This window comes from Streptomyces sp. DT190, from assembly GCF_049846985.1.
Taxonomy (GTDB): Bacteria; Actinomycetota; Actinomycetes; order Streptomycetales; family Streptomycetaceae; genus Streptomyces.
On sequence record NZ_JBNCNM010000002.1, the window covers coordinates 691205 to 707476 of the forward strand.

Annotated in this window: 14 protein-coding genes; 8 read left to right on the forward strand and 6 right to left on the reverse strand. The window is 70.0% G+C overall.

Annotated elements, in window-relative coordinates:
* Positions 1-70 precede the first annotated feature (70 nt).
* The 3 genes from ACPXCS_RS06735 (at position 71) to ACPXCS_RS06745 (ending at position 1694) form a co-directional block, all read left to right on the forward strand.
* The gene (locus ACPXCS_RS06735; protein WP_425944517.1) at positions 71-544 is read left to right on the forward strand and encodes a BlaI/MecI/CopY family transcriptional regulator; all 474 of its coding nucleotides are present in this window, start codon (positions 71-73) and stop codon (positions 542-544) included.
* A 9-nt stretch (positions 545-553) separates the two neighbouring features.
* A complete protein-coding gene (locus ACPXCS_RS06740; RefSeq protein ID WP_425943548.1) occupies positions 554-1087 on the forward strand; it encodes an amino-acid N-acetyltransferase in 534 nt (177 codons plus the stop codon).
* 271 nt (positions 1088-1358) lie between these two features.
* Positions 1359-1694: a histone-like nucleoid-structuring protein Lsr2 gene (locus ACPXCS_RS06745; protein ID WP_351354936.1), complete on the forward strand. Its 336-nt coding sequence runs from the start codon at positions 1359-1361 to the stop codon at positions 1692-1694.
* Positions 1695-1703: 9 nt separating this feature from the next.
* On the opposite strand, the gene ACPXCS_RS06750 is transcribed toward ACPXCS_RS06745, so the two are convergent.
* Positions 1704-2477, reverse strand: coding sequence for an SCO3374 family protein (locus tag ACPXCS_RS06750; protein WP_425943546.1), 774 nt, complete (start codon positions 2475-2477; stop codon positions 1704-1706).
* Between the two features lie 441 nt (positions 2478-2918).
* Between ACPXCS_RS06750 and ACPXCS_RS06755 the strand changes: the two genes are divergently transcribed.
* Entirely contained in the window at positions 2919-5444 is a 2526-nt protein-coding gene (locus ACPXCS_RS06755; protein WP_114254583.1) for an ATP-dependent Clp protease ATP-binding subunit, read from the forward strand.
* A gap of 97 nt (positions 5445-5541) precedes the next feature.
* Here ACPXCS_RS06755 and ACPXCS_RS06760 read toward each other — a convergent pair whose 3' ends face one another.
* The 3 genes from ACPXCS_RS06760 to ACPXCS_RS06770 all read right to left on the reverse strand — a co-directional run bounded on the left by ACPXCS_RS06760 (position 5542) and on the right by ACPXCS_RS06770 (position 9992).
* On the reverse strand, positions 5542-8865 hold the full coding sequence (locus tag ACPXCS_RS06760) for an NACHT domain-containing protein (RefSeq protein WP_425944516.1): 3324 nt from the start codon (positions 8863-8865) through the stop codon (positions 5542-5544).
* Positions 8865-9215 (reverse strand): trypco2 family protein, encoded by a 351-nt coding sequence (locus ACPXCS_RS06765; protein WP_425943543.1) that lies wholly within the window; start codon positions 9213-9215, stop codon positions 8865-8867. The genes ACPXCS_RS06760 and ACPXCS_RS06765 overlap by 1 nt, the downstream gene beginning before the upstream one ends.
* Before the next feature lie 138 nt (positions 9216-9353).
* Positions 9354-9992, reverse strand: a complete 639-nt coding sequence (locus tag ACPXCS_RS06770) for an HAD family acid phosphatase (RefSeq protein WP_425943541.1) — start codon at positions 9990-9992, stop codon at positions 9354-9356.
* 440 nt (positions 9993-10432) lie between these two features.
* Here ACPXCS_RS06770 and ACPXCS_RS06775 point away from each other — a divergent pair, with 440 nt between their 5' ends.
* On the forward strand, positions 10433-11128 hold the full coding sequence (locus ACPXCS_RS06775; protein ID WP_425943539.1) for a M23 family metallopeptidase: 696 nt from the start codon (positions 10433-10435) through the stop codon (positions 11126-11128).
* Positions 11129-11153: 25 nt separating this feature from the next.
* On the opposite strand, the gene ACPXCS_RS06780 is transcribed toward ACPXCS_RS06775, so the two are convergent.
* The gene (locus tag ACPXCS_RS06780) at positions 11154-11750 is read right to left on the reverse strand and encodes a TetR/AcrR family transcriptional regulator (RefSeq protein WP_425943537.1); all 597 of its coding nucleotides are present in this window, start codon (positions 11748-11750) and stop codon (positions 11154-11156) included.
* A 124-nt stretch (positions 11751-11874) separates the two neighbouring features.
* Here ACPXCS_RS06780 and ACPXCS_RS06785 point away from each other — a divergent pair, with 124 nt between their 5' ends.
* From ACPXCS_RS06785 to ACPXCS_RS06795, 3 genes are all read left to right on the forward strand, one after another.
* Entirely contained in the window at positions 11875-13473 is a 1599-nt protein-coding gene (locus tag ACPXCS_RS06785; RefSeq protein WP_425943535.1) for an MDR family MFS transporter, read from the forward strand.
* Between the two features lie 497 nt (positions 13474-13970).
* Positions 13971-14468: a helix-turn-helix transcriptional regulator gene (locus tag ACPXCS_RS06790; RefSeq protein ID WP_425944515.1), complete on the forward strand. Its 498-nt coding sequence runs from the start codon at positions 13971-13973 to the stop codon at positions 14466-14468.
* Complete coding sequence (locus ACPXCS_RS06795; RefSeq protein WP_425943533.1) at positions 14465-14911, forward strand: VOC family protein; 447 nt, start codon at positions 14465-14467, stop codon at positions 14909-14911. The genes ACPXCS_RS06790 and ACPXCS_RS06795 overlap by 4 nt, the downstream gene beginning before the upstream one ends.
* 10 nt (positions 14912-14921) lie before the next feature.
* On the opposite strand, the gene cseC is transcribed toward ACPXCS_RS06795, so the two are convergent.
* Positions 14922-16271 (reverse strand): two-component system sensor histidine kinase CseC, encoded by a 1350-nt coding sequence (gene cseC / locus ACPXCS_RS06800; protein ID WP_425943531.1) that lies wholly within the window; start codon positions 16269-16271, stop codon positions 14922-14924.
* Position 16272 lies beyond the last annotated feature (1 nt).

Sequence of the window (16272 nt, forward strand, 5' to 3'; positions counted from 1 at the left end):
CCATTACGGGGATCTCCCACTATTGTTCTGAGGTGTGCCTCGCCCATTGGGAGAACTCGAAGACGCGGTCATGTCGCGGGTGTGGAAGTGGAACCGCCCGGTGACCGTTCGAGAAGTCCTGGAAGATCTTCAGAAGGAGCGGTCCATCGCCTACACCACGGTGATGACCGTTTTGGACAATCTCCACCAGAAGGGCTGGGTGCGCCGCGAGGCGGAAGGCCGCGCCTATCGATATGAGGCGGTCTCCACCCGCGCCGCCTACGCCGCCGCCCTGATGAACGACGCCTGGTCGCAGAGCGACAACCCCGCCGCCGCTCTCGTCGCCTTCTTCGGCATGATGAGCGAGGAACAGCGGCAGTCTCTCAGCGATGCCGTACGGATCGTCCAGGGTCCGGAAACCCAGGAACCGACCGAACCGTCGGAATCCGCGCCGGCCCGGGAACCCGCGACCGAGACGGAACAGGCGGAACAGCCGGAACAGGCGGACCCCGTGCAAGGCTCCCCGGAGAACCCCGCCTCCGCTCAGGGGCCCGGCGGGCGATAGCGTCCGTTCATGTCCGCGAAGAGCCCCGATGTCCCCGCAAAAGCCATCACCGTCCGACGGGCCCGCACCAGCGATGTCCCGGCCGTGCGCCGTCTGCTTGACGCCTACGTCCGCGGGGGCATCCTCCTCGACAAAGCAACGGTGACCCTTTACGAGGACATCCAGGAGTTCTGGGTCGCGGAACGCGACGACAACGCCGAGGTCGTCGGCTGCGGCGCCCTGCACGTGATGTGGGAAGACCTCGCGGAAGTGCGCACTCTCGCGGTGAAGCCGGGCCTGAAGGGCGCGGGCGTCGGGCACCGGGTGCTGGAGAAGTTGCTGCAGACCGCCCGCTGGCTCGGCGTTCGCCGGGTTTTCTGTCTGACCTTCGAAGTCGACTTCTTCGCCAAGCACGGCTTCGTGGAGATCGGCGAGACCCCGGTCGACACGGATGTCTACGCGGAGCTGCTGCGTTCCTATGACGAGGGCGTCGCGGAGTTCCTCGGTCTCGAACGAGTGAAACCGAACACCTTGGGCAACAGCCGGATGCTTCTGCATCTGTGATCGCCGAGGCCGACAACAGACCGGCCACAACTGGGCCCGCCCCGTTCGGCAAGGCATATTCAGCGCCGCCGCCCCTGCCCCGGTGCCCTATGTCCGAAACGCGCACGTTTCCGGTCGGGACCGGGGCTACCGGTCTCTGCCGAGGGTTTGTGTTTTTCCGGCAAAAGCGGTTTGCTTTCCGAGGTACTGCAGTACTGCATATAACAGGGGACGGCGATACGGCGGACGCCGGCACACCCCGGCCCTGAAGATATCGATGAAAGGAAATCCGGTGGCACAGAAGGTTCAGGTCCTTCTTGTCGACGACCTCGACGGCGGCGAGGCGGACGAGACCGTGACGTTCGCGCTGGACGGCAAGACGTACGAGATCGATCTCACCACCGCCAATGCGGACAAGCTCCGCGGCCTTCTCGAGCCTTACGTGAAGGGCGGTCGTCGTACCGGAGGCCGTGCTTCGGGCGGGCGTGGAAAGACGCGCGCAGCTTCGGGCGGCAGCCAGGACACCGCGGCGATCCGCGCCTGGGCGAAGGAGAACGGTTACGAGGTCAACGACCGCGGCCGCGTTCCGGCGACCATCCGCGAGGCCTACGAGAAGGCCAACGGCTGAACGGCGGCACTACCGACCCTGCGCACGCAAGGCCGGCGGCCGGGCGCACGCGCGCCCCAGCCGGGCCCGGAGGCACTGCGTGGCCACCGTGTCCACCAGCCGCACGAGATCGGGGGCGTCTCCACCGCCCCCCAACGCCGACAGCGTCGGCAGCGAGGCCTCGACCTCGCATCCCGGCTCGGGGGGCCGCAGCCACACGGCGGCCCCCTGGGAACCGGGCCGGCCCAGGGGAAGCGGCCGGCCGGCACCCGGGCCGGGCAGTCGCGGCGACGGCACGCCCGTAGGGGCGGGGGACGACGGGGCATGCGCCCGCACGGGCTGCGGCGGACCCGTATCCGGGGAACGCGCCGGAGACGCGCCGGCGGGTGACCGTGCGCCCGTCTCCTCGACAGCCGGTGACGCCGAAGCGGACGCGGGCTGCGGCGGCGCCTCCATGACCGCGCCCGAGCCGAGTGCCCTCAGTCCCAGCGGCAGCGCGCCCCAGTCCAGCCACTCCAGCAGCCCCGGCAGTTCCTCCGCGCTGCCCGCGGCCACCAGCAACTGCAGGCGGTCGCCCCGGGTGGCCACCGGAGTGCGCGGCCCCAGGCGCCGCAGCGCGGCCGGTCCCGCCTCCGCCGGTACCTCCAGGACGTCGAAACGCACCCCGAGCACCAGCGACACGGGGGCCCCGGGCGCCGTCGGCCAGCCCAGCTCGTCCTCGTACCACCGCCGGACCGGGCAGCGGCCGGGGGGCGGGACCACGGCGGGTGTACGGGCGGTCACGGAGGGGTGGGCGCCGGACATGCCACGTGCAACCGCCGAGGGGGCGTGCGGGTTACGCTGGGTTGACTTTGTGTGCTGATGTGAGCGCACTGCGTGGCGAAACGGGGGCGTGCGGGGGGTGCGGGGAGGCGCAAGGTTGTTCGCCCGTAGCGGAGGGAACGGGGGCGCTCGGCATGGACTGTCGGTCCCCACGGGTAAGACATCCCTAGTGGGAGGGGGCGACACGCAGGAAAGGCCGTCTCACGTTCGCCATCGGCGTACTGGCGAGTGGGGTATCTGCCTGGCCTGCGGGAACATCGTCTCGCACCATCGGGTTGGAGCAGATGTCGGCGTTCGGGGTCAGGAGGCCAAGGACGGTGTCGGCAGTTGGAATGAGCGGTCCCCGCTTGCGGGACTAAGCTGCGGAAGGACAGGGAGGGGAAGTTCCCCCCACTGCCTGACCGCTCTGAGGAGCGATTAACGATGTTCGAGAGGTTCACCGACCGCGCGCGGCGGGTTGTCGTCCTGGCTCAGGAAGAAGCCCGGATGCTCAACCACAACTACATCGGCACTGAACACATCCTCCTGGGCCTGATCCACGAGGGTGAAGGTGTCGCCGCCAAGGCCCTTGAGAGCCTCGGGATTTCGCTCGAGGCGGTCCGCCAGCAGGTGGAGGAGATCATCGGCCAGGGCCAGCAGGCCCCGTCCGGGCACATCCCCTTCACCCCCCGTGCCAAGAAGGTCCTGGAGCTGTCGCTCCGCGAGGCCCTTCAGCTGGGCCACAACTACATCGGCACGGAGCACATCCTGCTCGGCCTGATCCGCGAGGGCGAGGGCGTCGCCGCCCAGGTCCTGGTCAAGCTGGGCGCAGATCTGAACCGTGTGCGGCAGCAGGTCATCCAGCTGCTCTCCGGTTACCAGGGCAAGGAGACCGCCACCGCCGGTGGTCCTGCGGAGGGCACGCCCTCCACGTCCCTGGTCCTCGACCAGTTCGGCCGGAACCTCACCCAGGCCGCTCGTGAGTCCAAGCTCGACCCGGTCATCGGGCGCGAGAAGGAGATCGAGCGGGTCATGCAGGTGCTGTCCCGCCGTACCAAGAACAACCCGGTGCTGATCGGTGAGCCCGGCGTCGGCAAGACCGCCGTCGTCGAGGGCCTCGCCCAGGCCATCGTCAAGGGCGAGGTGCCCGAGACCCTCAAGGACAAGCACCTCTACACCCTGGACCTCGGCGCGCTGGTCGCCGGCTCCCGCTACCGCGGTGACTTCGAGGAGCGCCTGAAGAAGGTGCTCAAGGAGATCCGCACCCGCGGCGACATCATCCTGTTCATCGACGAGCTCCACACGCTGGTCGGTGCGGGTGCCGCCGAGGGCGCCATCGACGCGGCCTCGATCCTGAAGCCGATGCTGGCCCGCGGTGAGCTGCAGACCATCGGTGCGACCACGCTCGACGAGTACCGCAAGCACCTGGAGAAGGACGCGGCCCTGGAGCGCCGCTTCCAGCCCATCCAGGTCGCGGAGCCGTCCCTGCCGCACACGATCGAGATCCTCAAGGGTCTGCGTGACCGCTACGAGGCCCACCACCGCGTCTCCATCACCGACGAGGCGCTGGTCCAGGCCGCCACCCTGGCCGACCGGTACATCTCGGACCGCTTCCTGCCGGACAAGGCGATCGACCTGATCGACGAGGCCGGTTCCCGGATGCGCATCCGCCGGATGACCGCGCCGCCGGACCTGCGCGAGTTCGACGAGAAGATCGCCGGTGTCCGCCGGGACAAGGAGTCCGCGATCGACTCGCAGGACTTCGAGAAGGCCGCCTCCCTGCGCGACAAGGAGAAGCAGCTCCTCGCCGCCAAGGCCAAGCGGGAGAAGGAGTGGAAGGCCGGCGACATGGACGTCGTCGCCGAGGTCGACGGCGAGCTGATCGCCGAGGTCCTCGCGACCGCCACCGGTATCCCGGTCTTCAAGCTGACCGAGGAGGAGTCCTCCCGCCTGCTGCGCATGGAGGAGGAGCTCCACAAGCGGGTCATCGGCCAGAACGACGCCGTCAAGGCGCTGTCGAAGGCGATCCGCCGTACGCGTGCCGGTCTGAAGGACCCCAAGCGCCCCGGTGGCTCGTTCATCTTCGCCGGCCCGTCCGGTGTCGGTAAGACCGAGCTGTCCAAGGCGCTCGCCGAGTTCCTGTTCGGCGACGAGGACGCGCTGATCTCCCTCGACATGTCGGAGTTCAGCGAGAAGCACACGGTCTCGCGCCTCTTCGGTTCGCCCCCCGGCTACGTGGGCTACGAGGAGGGCGGCCAGCTGACGGAGAAGGTCCGCCGCAAGCCGTTCTCGGTCGTCCTCTTCGACGAGGTCGAGAAGGCCCACCCGGACATCTTCAACTCGCTGCTGCAGATCCTGGAGGACGGTCGCCTGACCGACTCCCAGGGCCGGGTCGTGGACTTCAAGAACACGGTCATCATCATGACGACCAACCTCGGCACCCGGGACATCTCCAAGGGCTTCAACCTGGGCTTCGCGGCCTCGGGCGACACGAAGACCAACTACGAGCGCATGAAGAACAAGGTCCAGGACGAGCTCAAGCAGCACTTCCGGCCCGAGTTCCTCAACCGCGTCGACGACGTGGTCGTCTTCCCGCAGCTCAGCCAGGACGACATCCTCCAGATCGTCGACCTGATGATCGGCAAGGTGGACGAGCGCCTGAAGGACCGGGACATGGGCATCGAGCTCTCCCAGTCCGCCAAGGAGCTGCTGTCCAAGAAGGGCTACGACCCCGTGCTGGGTGCGCGTCCGCTGCGCCGCACCATCCAGCGCGAGATCGAGGACTCGCTGTCGGAGAAGATCCTCTTCGGCGAGCTCCGCCCCGGCCACATCGTGGTCGTGGACACGGAGGGCGAGGGCGAGGCCAAGACCTTCACCTTCCGCGGCGAGGAGAAGTCGGCCCTGCCGGACGTCCCGCCGATCGAGCAGGCGGCCGGCGGCACGGGTCCGAACCTGAGCAAGGACGCGTAAGCGTCACGGCCACCAGGCCACGAAGGACCGGTGCTCTCCGGAGCGCCGGTCCTTTTCGCGTGCCCTCGGGCCGGGCGGCCCGTGCCCCGCTCGGAGATCAGGCCCGGCCGGCCGACGGCATCACCCGTCTGTTGACGCGGATCACCAGTCCGGGGTGACCGTGCAGCGGGGTCAGGTCGAGGGGGGCGTTCTCGTCGCACTCGATGCGGAGCCGGGTGAGGGACGGGAACACTCGCGCCAGATCCCCGGCCGACCCGCCGTGAGTGACGCCTCTGACCGTGAGGGTGCGGATGGCCGGCAGCGGCTCCAGCTCCCGGGGGCGACGCCGCCGGCCCGCCTCCTCATCGTTCAGGGGCGGCGGGGCGACCTGGCGCGGCAGCTTCAGCGAGTTGATCGAGAAGTCCAGCTCGGTGAGCGCCGGGGCACGGGAGGCCGCCAGGAGGAGGGCGTACGCGTGGCAGTCGCCCCGTACGACGAGGCTCCTGAGGGCCGGCCACTGTGTGAGGTCGTTGATCATCATGGTGGTCTGACTGCTGACGTGGAGCCTCTGCACCGTCGGATGACCCGCCGGCAGCGGGATCTTGCTGTCGAGCAACGTCCCGACCAGCGACAAGCGGGTCAGCTGTGCGAGGTCCCGCAGGGGGGCGAGGTCCGATTTCTGCATCTCGTGGAGCTCCAGGCACAGGGAGTCGAGCGGCAGTCCTCCGAGGGCGGACAGCTTCCTCGCCCGTGGACAGCCGCTGAGCGACAGGGATGTCAGCCCGGACAGCTTGCGCACGAACGAGAGATCGTTCAGCAGTGGGTTCTCACGGATGTCGAGCCTGCGGATGCCGTCGTCCGGTAGCGCCACGGCAAGGTCCGCTCCGGTGATCGGCATGTCGATGAAGACGCGTCCGACAGGGCCGCAGAAGCGCAGGGCGGAGACCATGGCGGCGTTGATGACGGTGACCTCGGCATCCTCCAGCGGCACATGGGCGAGGACCTGGCGGGCGTAGTCTTCCGCCGGGTAACGCGGCCAGGTCGCGATCAGCGCCCCGCGCACCTCGGGTGAAGGGTGCCCGGCGAACCGCCGGAGCAGGGGCAGTGAAGCCGGGCCCCCGATGTCACGGATCATGTGGATGACCGACTGGGCCTCGTCGGCGTCGAGGTCCCGGGGGTCGGGCACCAGCGGCAGCACATAGGAGCCGAGGGAGGTCAGTTTGGCTGTGCTGGTGGCGTCTCGCGGCGGGATCAGGGCGCGGATGCGGTCCGCGATCCGTTCGCGAACTTCCTCGTTCAGTACCACGGCGCTGAGCGCGCACCGGGCGGCCAGCAGATGGATGTCGCCGCGGACCTGGGGATCCTGCGTTTCGTCGCCCTTCTTGATCAGCCCTTCGACGAGTCGGCGGACCTCGCCCCGGTGGCAGTGCCCCACGGCCAGCAGGACGATGTCCTGCCATTCCTCGTCGGCCGCATGGCTCAGCAACTCGCCCAAGCCGTCGCTCTCCTGGAGCTCCTTTGCCGCGAGGTAGTCCTGGAAGGTGCGGTGGATGAACTGGATGGTGGTCTCGTTGCGTTCCTGCAGCAGGCCGCTGCGGTTGAGCAGATGAGTCAGGACAGCAGCGGCCGAACCCTGCTGCCGTACCTGGGGCATGCCCCGCATGGCGAGGTCGATCTGATGCTGCGCCTGCTGGTGGTTGAACTCGGCGTACCCGCCGCGGGCCAGCCAGGCCGCGATCCGCTGAAGCAGTTGCTGGTGCTCCTCGACACCGAGGGCGATCCCCTCCGGCGTGCCGACCCGGCGCAGGGTGTCCCTGCTGCCCAGCAGCATGGTGAGGGCCGCGTTGTACAGCGACCAGCGGGTTTCCGGGAGGAAGCCCCTGCGGCGCCGGTGCAGTGCACAGACCACCGCCGCCAGCAGCGGGGTGCGGGAGAGATTGAGCAGGGTGGGATTGCGCCCGAGCTCCTCTCCCAGAGCAGCCTCCAGCACACGGAGGTTCTTGTCCTCGGCGGCGGCCCGGTGCGCATCGCGGAATCCCGCGCACTCCAGGCGGGCGGCTGCGTGCCACGCCCTGGAAAAGGCCAGGATGTCCTCGTCCCGCATGGGCAGGAGCCGGAGTTCCTCGAAGTTCTCGGAGCTGAGCCAGTCGGCGGCCACGGCAAGGGGCCGTACGGTGACCAGGCAGCGGTTGTGCGGATACATCGCCAGCAGATCGGCCAGGCGGCGCCGGGCGTCCTCCCGGTCTGCGGGCGGTACCTCGTCCATGCCGTCGACCAGGAACAAGGCCCGTCCGGCCTCCATGACACGGCGGGCCCAGCCCTGCGGTGCCTCGTCGATCTGGAGCTCGGCGACGGTGGCCAACTCCTGCGGTCGCGGGAAGGACATGGCCCGGGACAGCAGGCTGCGCATGGGGATGACGAAGGGAACCAGGTCGTTCAGCTCTGCGAGTTCGTGATCGAGAGCGCCGCATGCCGCGTGTGACGCGAGCCACCACACCAGTGTGGTCTTGCCCGCGCCGGCCTCGCCCCGCAGCACCGTTCGGGGCCGGTCGGCCAGCAGCTCGTTGATCCTGCGGGGAACGGAGACGGCTCTGGACACCGGCACGTCCTCCCGACCTGCCGGGACGGAGATGGCCTCCAGGCTCAGGTAGGCGGTGTCGAGGTCCCAGTTCGTCTCGGTGGTGCCCAGTTCGTCGATCCCGAAGATCTCGATCTTGCGGTACCGGGTCTTCAGGGCGCGCGCGTAGTGCTGCTCGAACCGTTCGTCCTCCAGGTGATGTCCGGGCACGACGGTCTCCAGCACCGGTGGCACATGGCCCTGATCCGCGCCCATCACGTGGCGCGGGAATCCCGGGGCTTCCAGAATGCGCTGCACCGGGACCGCCTCGACCCGTCGGTGATCTCGCCCCTGCGGGACCTGGGTGACCACGCCGATCAGCACCGAACCGGCGAACACCGGGGCGCCGGACAGTCCCGCGAAGGGAGACTCACCAGGCTGGGGGGCGGTGACCGGAGCCCGGTCGAACTCGCACACCAGCATCGTCCTGATCCGTCCCGCCATCGGCAGGACCGTGCCGGTGAGCTGGTCGTACTCCAGCTGGTCGTCCGGACCGAAGCGCTGGACGGCGGGAAACCCGACGACCTGGCAGCCGGGGAGCGGATCGGGCGAGCCGACGACTCCCCAGCGCAGCCTGGCGAGCGCCCACCGCTCCGGATCGACCAACTCCTCGCCTGTGAGCAGAAGAGCCACGTCGCTCTTCTCGTCCTGCCACACCGCCCGGCTCGGCAGGGGCTGCTCGCTCTCCGGATGGACCGTGCGGATCCATTCCCTGTTACGCAACACATGGGCGCTCGTCAGGACCAGCCGGGGCGACAGCATGACTCCGCTGCCCTGCGATCCGGCCAGCACCACCACGGACCGCTCGACGGCCGAGCGCAGCATCACCGGGCTGAGGGGGTGCCGTTGCCGAACGCGCCGACGCTTCCCTCCGTCTCGTTGCCGACCTTCAGGGGCGCACCGGTTCGGACTTCCCGCGCGCGCAACGTGAAGGAGACCTTGTGGGTACGGCTGTCGGTCCTCGTACCGTCCGCCCCCGCGTCGACGACCCAGGCTCTCACCTTGGCGCCGGCCTTGCGCTCCTTGCGGATCTCGACGGTGAACTCCATCTGGATGTCGCCGAGTTCGAAGACGATGTCGTGCCCGGCCGAACGTCGGGCAGCGGTCAGCAGTTCGTCACGGACGCTCTGCACGGCGTCCGAGAGGTCGATGCGTGACTCGTCGGCAGCATTCATGGGGCCCCCTTCAGCCGCGTCCCGGCCGCCGCGCGGCCGTACGGCCCGCACTGCGTCGTGGGGCCGGCACTCGAAGGTACCGGCCCCACGACGTGCGCGTCGGCGGTCCGCCCAAAGCGTGACCTCGATCCGGGTGGGTCAGGACAGCTGCCCGTCGTAGTCCGGCAGCTTGTAGGTGCGCTCGGCGTGGCCGCCGGAGAGGTCGGTGGCGCTGTTGCCGATGTTCGCGATGATCGTGTAGCCCTTCTTCTCGATGTCCGCGCGCTGGGCCGTCTTGTAGTCGGCGACGTTCTTGAAGAGGTCCACGAAGCCGCGGACGTAGAGCCCGGAGACCCGGTAGCCGCTCTGCTTCAGGTTGTAGTCGGTGAACGAGTAGATGATCCCCGGGCGGGCGGTCACGAAGAACACGGCGACGCCGCGGTCCTGGGCGTATCTGGCGGCCTCCAGGACCGGCTTGTTGGCCGGCTGCGGGTAGCTGAAGCCGAAGTCGGTCTCCAGCGCCGTGTTGTCGATGTCGAGGACGATGGCCTGCTTCTCGCCCGGCTTCGGGGCCGCGATCCGCTGCTTCAGGTACGGCAGCGCCTGGTCCATCACCGCCTGGCAGTCCTTCTGCCAGGTGGCGTAGTCGACGTCCGCGGCGGCGGCCGTGGTGGCGGCGACGGCCGTGGAGGCGCGGGTGGGGGTCGCGGCGTCGGCCGGTGCGGCCATCGCCATCAGGGCGGCCGCCGAGACGGCGGTGACGGATGCGCGGCGCAGCCAGGGGCGTCGGGTCTGCATGTCGTGGGGGTCCTCTCACGTCAATGACGCTGCCAACATGTCGTGTGCATGTTCGTGGGCGAGGGTGGCGCGAGGGGAACCGTAGGGTTACCGGACGGTAGGTGCCTAGAGGCCTGCGCCACATTTCCGGGAGAACCGGAGAGGGGCGCCGGTGACATGCCGCACAGGCGATATGTCCGTTACTACCTGGAATAGTGCTGAGCGGGCCGGGAGGAAGCGGACATCGGTCCCGCGAAAGGGGCGGAAGTGCAGGCTCATGACCTGATTCATCCCGAATGGCGGGTGTGTCAAGAGACGTAGAACACTGAACTAAATTACTAACTTCTGTCGTAGATCACGCTTTTGGGGGTTTGTCGGACCGCGGGTTACCAAGGGATGGCCATACGGCGAGCGACTGCCCGCCGGGTGGTTTTCTCCGTCCCCTTCCCCATGAGGTTTCGATGTCCCAGCGCGTCACGTCCCGTTCCCCCCGTACGTCCCAGCTCCGCACCCGTGCGACCGTGCTGGCCGCCGGCCTCGGTGTCTCGGTCGCACTGGGAGCCGGGGTCGCGTCCGCCGCCGACACCACGGCCGCATCCGGTGTCGCCAGTGCCGTCCAGGCGCAGGCCGCCGCCCAGGCCAAGGCCGCCAAGGCCGAGGCCGTGAAGGCAGAGAAGGCCGCCAAGGCGGCCGCTGCGAAGAAGGCGGCCGTGCAGAAGGCGGCCAAGAAGGCCAAGCCGTCCTGGGTCGACCCGGTGAAGAAGTACAAGCTCTCCGCGAGCTTCGCCCAGAACGGCGGCATGTGGCAGTCCACCCACAGCGGTCAGGACTACGCCGTCCCGAGCGGCACCCGGGTCGTCGCCGCCCACGGCGGCACCGTCGTCAAGGCCGGCGGCAACGGCGCCGGTGACGGCCCCGCGTACGGCAACGCCGTCGTGATCAAGCACGGCAACGGCACGTACTCCCAGTACGCCCACCTGTCGAAGGTCAAGGTCAGCGTCGGCCAGGTCGTCAAGACCGGCCAGGAGATCGCCCGGTCCGGCAACACCGGCAACTCCAGCGGTCCGCACCTGCACTTCGAGATCCGTACGACCCCGAACTACGGCTCGGCGGTCGACCCGGTGAAGTTCCTGCGCGCCAAGGGCGTCAAGGTCTGATCCGGCCCCGCGCTCCCCGGGACCCTCAGGAGCCCCCGGCTCCTCGGTGGGCCTGGGTCACCAGGTCCGTGGCGACCTCGAGGACGGCCCTGTGCCGTTCCTCGGGGTCGTCTCCCACGTCCTGGAGCAGGAACATCCCGGCGTGCAGCGTGAAGATCGCGCTGGCGCAGCGGACCTGGTCGACCAGGTCCGCGTCCGGGTCGACGATGATGTCGCGCAGGCTGTGGACGCGTGCCTTGAACGACTCGCCGATCCGCAGGTCCCGCACCGACGCCTGGTTGTCGTGCATGAAGCGGAACAGCGGTGCCGCCTGGGCGAGCGCGTCGGCGTAGCGGCGGATGATCTCCTGCTTCGTCTCCAGCGTGTGCGGCCGGCTCCGGCCCCAGTCGATGAGGTCCTCGATCGGCTGCGTGAGGTCCTCGAAGATGCTGACGAGGATCTCTTCCTTCGTCTTGAAGTGGTAGTAGAGCGCCGCCTTGGTGACGTCCAGGCGCTCGGCGATCTCCCGCAGGGACGTCTTCTCGTAGCCCTGCTCCGCGAAGAGTTCGAGGGCCACGTCCTGGATGCGCCGGCGGGTGTCCCCGCGGCGCCGCTGCCTGGTGCCGTCCATGGTGCCGCCCATCCTCCTACGCCGCCCGCTTTCCATAAAACTTACTTGACGCCCGGCTAGTTTCGCCGCTAGCTTCCCGAGTGTAGTAACTAGCCGGTCGGCAAGTAAGTAGCGGTTGCCGGGGGAGTGGGAAGCGATGGCGGACACAACGGATGAAACAGCGGCGGCCGACGCCGCCACCGGGGGGAAACAGCCCAGGAGCGTGCGGGTCGTGCTCCTCGCGCTGATGATCGCGATGATGCTCGCGATGCTCGACAACATGATCATCGGTACGGCGATGCCGACGATCGTCGGTGAGCTGGGCGGGCTCGAACACCTCTCGTGGGTGGTCACCTCGTACACGCTCGCCACCGCCGCCTCCACCCCGCTGTGGGGCAAGCTCGGCGACATGTACGGCCGCAAGGGCACGTTCCTGTCGTCGATCGTGCTGTTCCTGATCGGCTCGGCGCTCAGCGGCATGGCCCAGGACATGGGCCAGCTCATCGGCTTCCGCGCGGTCCAGGGCCTGGGCGCCGGCGGTCTGATGGTCGGCGTCATGGCGATCATCGGCGACCTGATCCCGCCCCGGGAGCGCGGCAAGTACCAGGGCATGATGGCCGGCGTCATGGCGCTGGCGATGATCGGCGGCCCGCTGGTCGGCGGCACGATCACCGACAACTGGGGCTGGCGCTGGGCCTTCTACATCAACCTGCCGCTCGGCGTCGTCGCGCTGGTGGCCGTCAGTGCCGTGCTGCACCTGCCGAAGAAGCGGGCGCAGGCGCGGATCGACTACCTGGGCGCCGTGCTGCTGACCGTCGGCATCACCGCGATCGTGCTGGTGACCACGTGGGGCGGCACCGAGTACGCCTGGACCTCCGCGCGGATCATGGAGCTGATCGGCATCGGCGTCGCCGCGCTGGTCGGGTTCGTGTTCTGGCAGACGCGGGCCGCCGAGCCGGTCCTGCCGCTGCACATCTTCCGCAGCCGCAACTTCACGCTGATGTCGGTCATCGGCTTCATCACGGGCTTCGTGATGTTCGGCGCCACGCTGTTCCTGCCGTTCTACCAGCAGGCCGTTCAGGGCGCGTCCGCGACCAACTCCGGGCTGCTGCTCCTGCCGATGCTCGGCGCGATGCTCGTGACGTCGATGGTGGCCGGGCGGGTGACCACGAACACCGGCAGGTACAAGGTCTTCCCGGTGCTCGGCAGCGCGCTGATGATCGTCGGCCTGTACCTGCTGTCCACGATGGACACGGGCACCTCGCGGTTCACCTCCGGCGTCTTCATGGCCGTGGTCGGCCTCGGCATGGGCTGCCTGATGCAGATCACCATGCTGGTCGCGCAGAACAGCGTGGAGATGAAGGACATGGGCGTCGCGTCCTCGTCCACGACGCTCTTCCGCACGCTCGGTTCCTCCTTCGGCGTCGCGATCATGGGCGCGCTGTTCAACCACCGCGTCCAGGACGTCATGGCCGAGCGGGCCGGGGCGCTCGGGTCCAAGGTGACCGAGCAGTCCGCCCAGCTCGACCAAGCGGGCCTGGCCAAGCTGCCGGAGGCGGCCCGGGAGGCCTACCAGCACGCGGTCTCCGCCGGCACGCACTCGGCGTTCCTGCTCGGCGCCGCGGTGGCCGTCCTCGCCCTGGCGGCGGCGGTCTTCGTGAAGGAGGTGCCGCTCAAGGGCGCGGGCCCCACGGCGGCGGAGGACGGCAAGGCCGGCGGCCCGGCGGCCCCGGCGCCGGTGGTGGAGGCGGTCTGACCGGCGCCCACCGGGTGCGACGACCGCCGGCCGGCCGGCACAGCGGCCGGCCCGCAGGCCGCTGTGCCGGCCGGCCCACAGGCCCCCGGGGTTCCGCCCCGGGGGCTTCGCCGTCCCCGGCCGCTCATGCCACCGCGCACCAGGGGTCCCTGTCCGCCTTCGCGGGCCCGAGGCCCCTGCTCGCCTCCACGCGCCTGCCCGCCGCCGCGCACCCGGCCCCCGTGCTCGCCTCCGCGCACCGGCCCCCTGCCCGCCTCCGCGCACCCGGCCCCCGTGCTCGCCTCCGCGCACCGGCCCCCGTGCTCGCCTCCGCGCCTGCCCGCCTCCGCGGGCCCGAGGCCCCTGCTCGCCTCCGCGCCTGCCCGCCGCCGCGCACCCGGGGCCCCTGCCCGCCTCCGCGCACCGGCTCCCTGCCCGCCTCCGCGGCCCGGGGCCGGTGCCGCCGCGGCCCCGAGCCGTTGTCAGACCCCCGTGCCACCATCGGGCGCATGGACAAGATGCGGCAGGTCCGGCTCGCCAAGGACGCCATGGACCGGGACTGGGCCGACCCCGGGCTCGACCTGGACACCGTCGCCGCGCACGCCGGGTACTCGCGGTACCACTTCCTCCGCGCCTTCAAGGAGGCGTACGGCGAGACCCCCGGCCAGTACCTCACGCACCGCAGGATCGAGCGGGCCGAGGACCTGCTGCGCACGGCGAACCTCACGGTGACGGAGATCTGCCACCTGGTCGGCTTCAGCAGCGTCGGCACGTTCACGACGCGCTTCAAGGCGTGGACGGGCCTGACGCCCACCGAGTACCGCGCCGCGCACGTCGGCCGCGGAGCCGCCCTCATACCGGGCTGCTACGCCATGCTCTGGGCCGGCGGCTTCCGCTCCGCCCCGGCCCCGCCTCGGCCCGGCAGCGCAATTCCGGAGAAGCGCGCCGGTGCCCCCGCTGCCTACCGTGGCAGGGCAAGCACCGACCGGCCGCGACGCAGCAGGAGCACGCCATGATCAAGGGTCTCGCCATCTCGACCGTCTGGGTCCTCGACCAGGACCGGGCCAAGGAGTTCTACACGGAGAAACTGGGCCTGGAGGTCCGTACGGACATCACCATGGGCGAGGGCGGCATGCGCTGGCTCACGGTCGGCTCCCCGCACCAGCCCGACGTCGAGTTCACCCTGATGGTGCCCGGCGGCCCCGCGATGGACCCCGAGTCCGCCGAGATGCTCAGGAAGCTGGTGACGAAGGGCGCGCTCGGCGCGGGCGTGTTGACCACCGACGACATCCACGGCGACTACCGCAAGCTCAAGGACCGGGGCGTGGAGTTCCTCCAGGAGCCGCAGGAGCGCCCGTACGGCACGGAGGCGCTGTTCCGCGACGACTCCGGCAACTGGTTCTCGTTCACCCAGCCCCGCGAGGGCGGCCTCGACCTGGATCAGGACTGGTCCTGCTGACCGCGGCGGTCTACGAGGCCGGCAGCATCGGGTAGCTCCCCGTGTTCGTCGGCGCGTGCTCCGGCAGCCACAGCACCGCCACCGCGCCCTCGGCCGGTACGCCCTCGGGCGCACCCGGCGTGCGGACGTTGCGGAAGGTCAGCCGGGCGCCCAGCACCCGGGCCTGCCCGGCCGCGATCGTCAGGCCGAGGCCGTGGCCGTGCCCGGCGCGGTCCCTGCTGCCGGTGCGGAAGCGGCTCGGGCCCTCGGCGAGCAGGTCCTCCGGGAAGCCCGGGCCGTGGTCGCGGACCCGGATGACCCGGCCCTCGACGGTGACCTCGACGGGCGGCTTGCCGTGCCGGGCCGCGTTGGCCAGCAGGTTGAACAGCACGCGCTCCAGCCGCCGCGGGTCGGTGGTGACCTCCGACTCGTGCACGATCCGCACCTCGACGTCCGGGTCCTTGGCCGCCACCCGCCGGGCGACGAACTCGCCCAGCATGAGGTCCTGCAGCTCCGCCCGTTCCGAGGCGCCGTCCAGGCGGGCCACCTCCAGCACGTCCTCGACGAGGGTGCGCATGGCCTTGGCCCGGTCCAGCACCAGCTCGGTCGGGCGGCCCGGCGGCAGCAGCTCGGCGGCGGTCAGCAGCCCGGTCACCGGCGTGCGCAGCTCGTGCGCGATGTCGGCGGTGACCCGCCGCTCGGCCTCGATGCGCTGGCGCAGGGCGTCCGCCATGGCGTCCACCGCGCTCGCCAGGTCGTCGGTCTCGTCCCGCACGACCCCGCCCATGGCGTCCCGCACCCGCACGTCCGTCTCGCCGCCCGCGAGCTGGCCCGCCGCGACGGCCGCCTTGCGCAGCCGCCGCGACAGGTGCCCGCCGATGAGCACCCCGAGCGCGCTGCCGCCGAGGACGACGGCGATGGAGCCGATCACCAGCGCCTGGTCGAGATCCTTGAGGATGTCCGAGCTGCGGTCGGTGAAGCCCGAGTGCAGGGACATCACATGCCCGTTCTTCAGCGGCACCGCGGCCCATATGTCCGGCGCGTCACCGGGCCGGTCGGCGACGTAGGTGGCCCGCTGGCCCGCCTCGACCCGGTCGCGCAGCTCCTCCGGGAGGTCCGGGTCGTCGATCTTGGTGTTGGGGAAGTTCATCCGCCCGGACAGCTCGAAGTTGCGCTGGGCGATCATGATCCGCTCGTCGGCGAGGTCGCGCGCGTTGTCCAGCATCGACACCCGCGCGGCGTTGTGCACGACCAGGCTCAGCGCGATCGCCACCAGCGCCCCGACCAGCGCGATGGCCGCGCTCAGCTTCCATCTCAGTCCGGTGCGGATCCCCGCGCGCTCCAGACCCCTGGCGACCAGGCGCCGGAAATGCCCCCTCATA

Bases quoted from the DNA above. Each gene is read 5' to 3' on its own strand.
- ACPXCS_RS06735 (WP_425944517.1), top strand. From the start codon at position 71: ATGTCGCGGGTGTGGAAGTGGAACCGCCCGGTGACCGTTCGAGAAGTC.
- ACPXCS_RS06740 (WP_425943548.1), top strand. From the start codon at position 554: ATGTCCGCGAAGAGCCCCGATGTCCCCGCAAAAGCCATCACCGTCCGA.
- ACPXCS_RS06750 (WP_425943546.1), bottom strand. From the start codon at position 2,477: ATGTCCGGCGCCCACCCCTCCGTGACCGCCCGTACACCCGCCGTGGTC.
- ACPXCS_RS06755 (WP_114254583.1), top strand. From the start codon at position 2,919: ATGTTCGAGAGGTTCACCGACCGCGCGCGGCGGGTTGTCGTCCTGGCT.
- ACPXCS_RS06760 (WP_425944516.1), bottom strand. From the start codon at position 8,865: ATGCTGCGCTCGGCCGTCGAGCGGTCCGTGGTGGTGCTGGCCGGATCG.
- ACPXCS_RS06765 (WP_425943543.1), bottom strand. From the start codon at position 9,215: ATGAATGCTGCCGACGAGTCACGCATCGACCTCTCGGACGCCGTGCAG.
- ACPXCS_RS06770 (WP_425943541.1), bottom strand. From the start codon at position 9,992: ATGCAGACCCGACGCCCCTGGCTGCGCCGCGCATCCGTCACCGCCGTC.
- ACPXCS_RS06775 (WP_425943539.1), top strand. From the start codon at position 10,433: ATGTCCCAGCGCGTCACGTCCCGTTCCCCCCGTACGTCCCAGCTCCGC.
- ACPXCS_RS06780 (WP_425943537.1), bottom strand. From the start codon at position 11,750: ATGGGCGGCACCATGGACGGCACCAGGCAGCGGCGCCGCGGGGACACC.
- ACPXCS_RS06785 (WP_425943535.1), top strand. From the start codon at position 11,875: ATGGCGGACACAACGGATGAAACAGCGGCGGCCGACGCCGCCACCGGG.
- ACPXCS_RS06790 (WP_425944515.1), top strand. From the start codon at position 13,971: ATGCGGCAGGTCCGGCTCGCCAAGGACGCCATGGACCGGGACTGGGCC.
- ACPXCS_RS06795 (WP_425943533.1), top strand. From the start codon at position 14,465: ATGATCAAGGGTCTCGCCATCTCGACCGTCTGGGTCCTCGACCAGGAC.
- cseC (WP_425943531.1), bottom strand. From the start codon at position 16,271: ATGAGGGGGCATTTCCGGCGCCTGGTCGCCAGGGGTCTGGAGCGCGCG.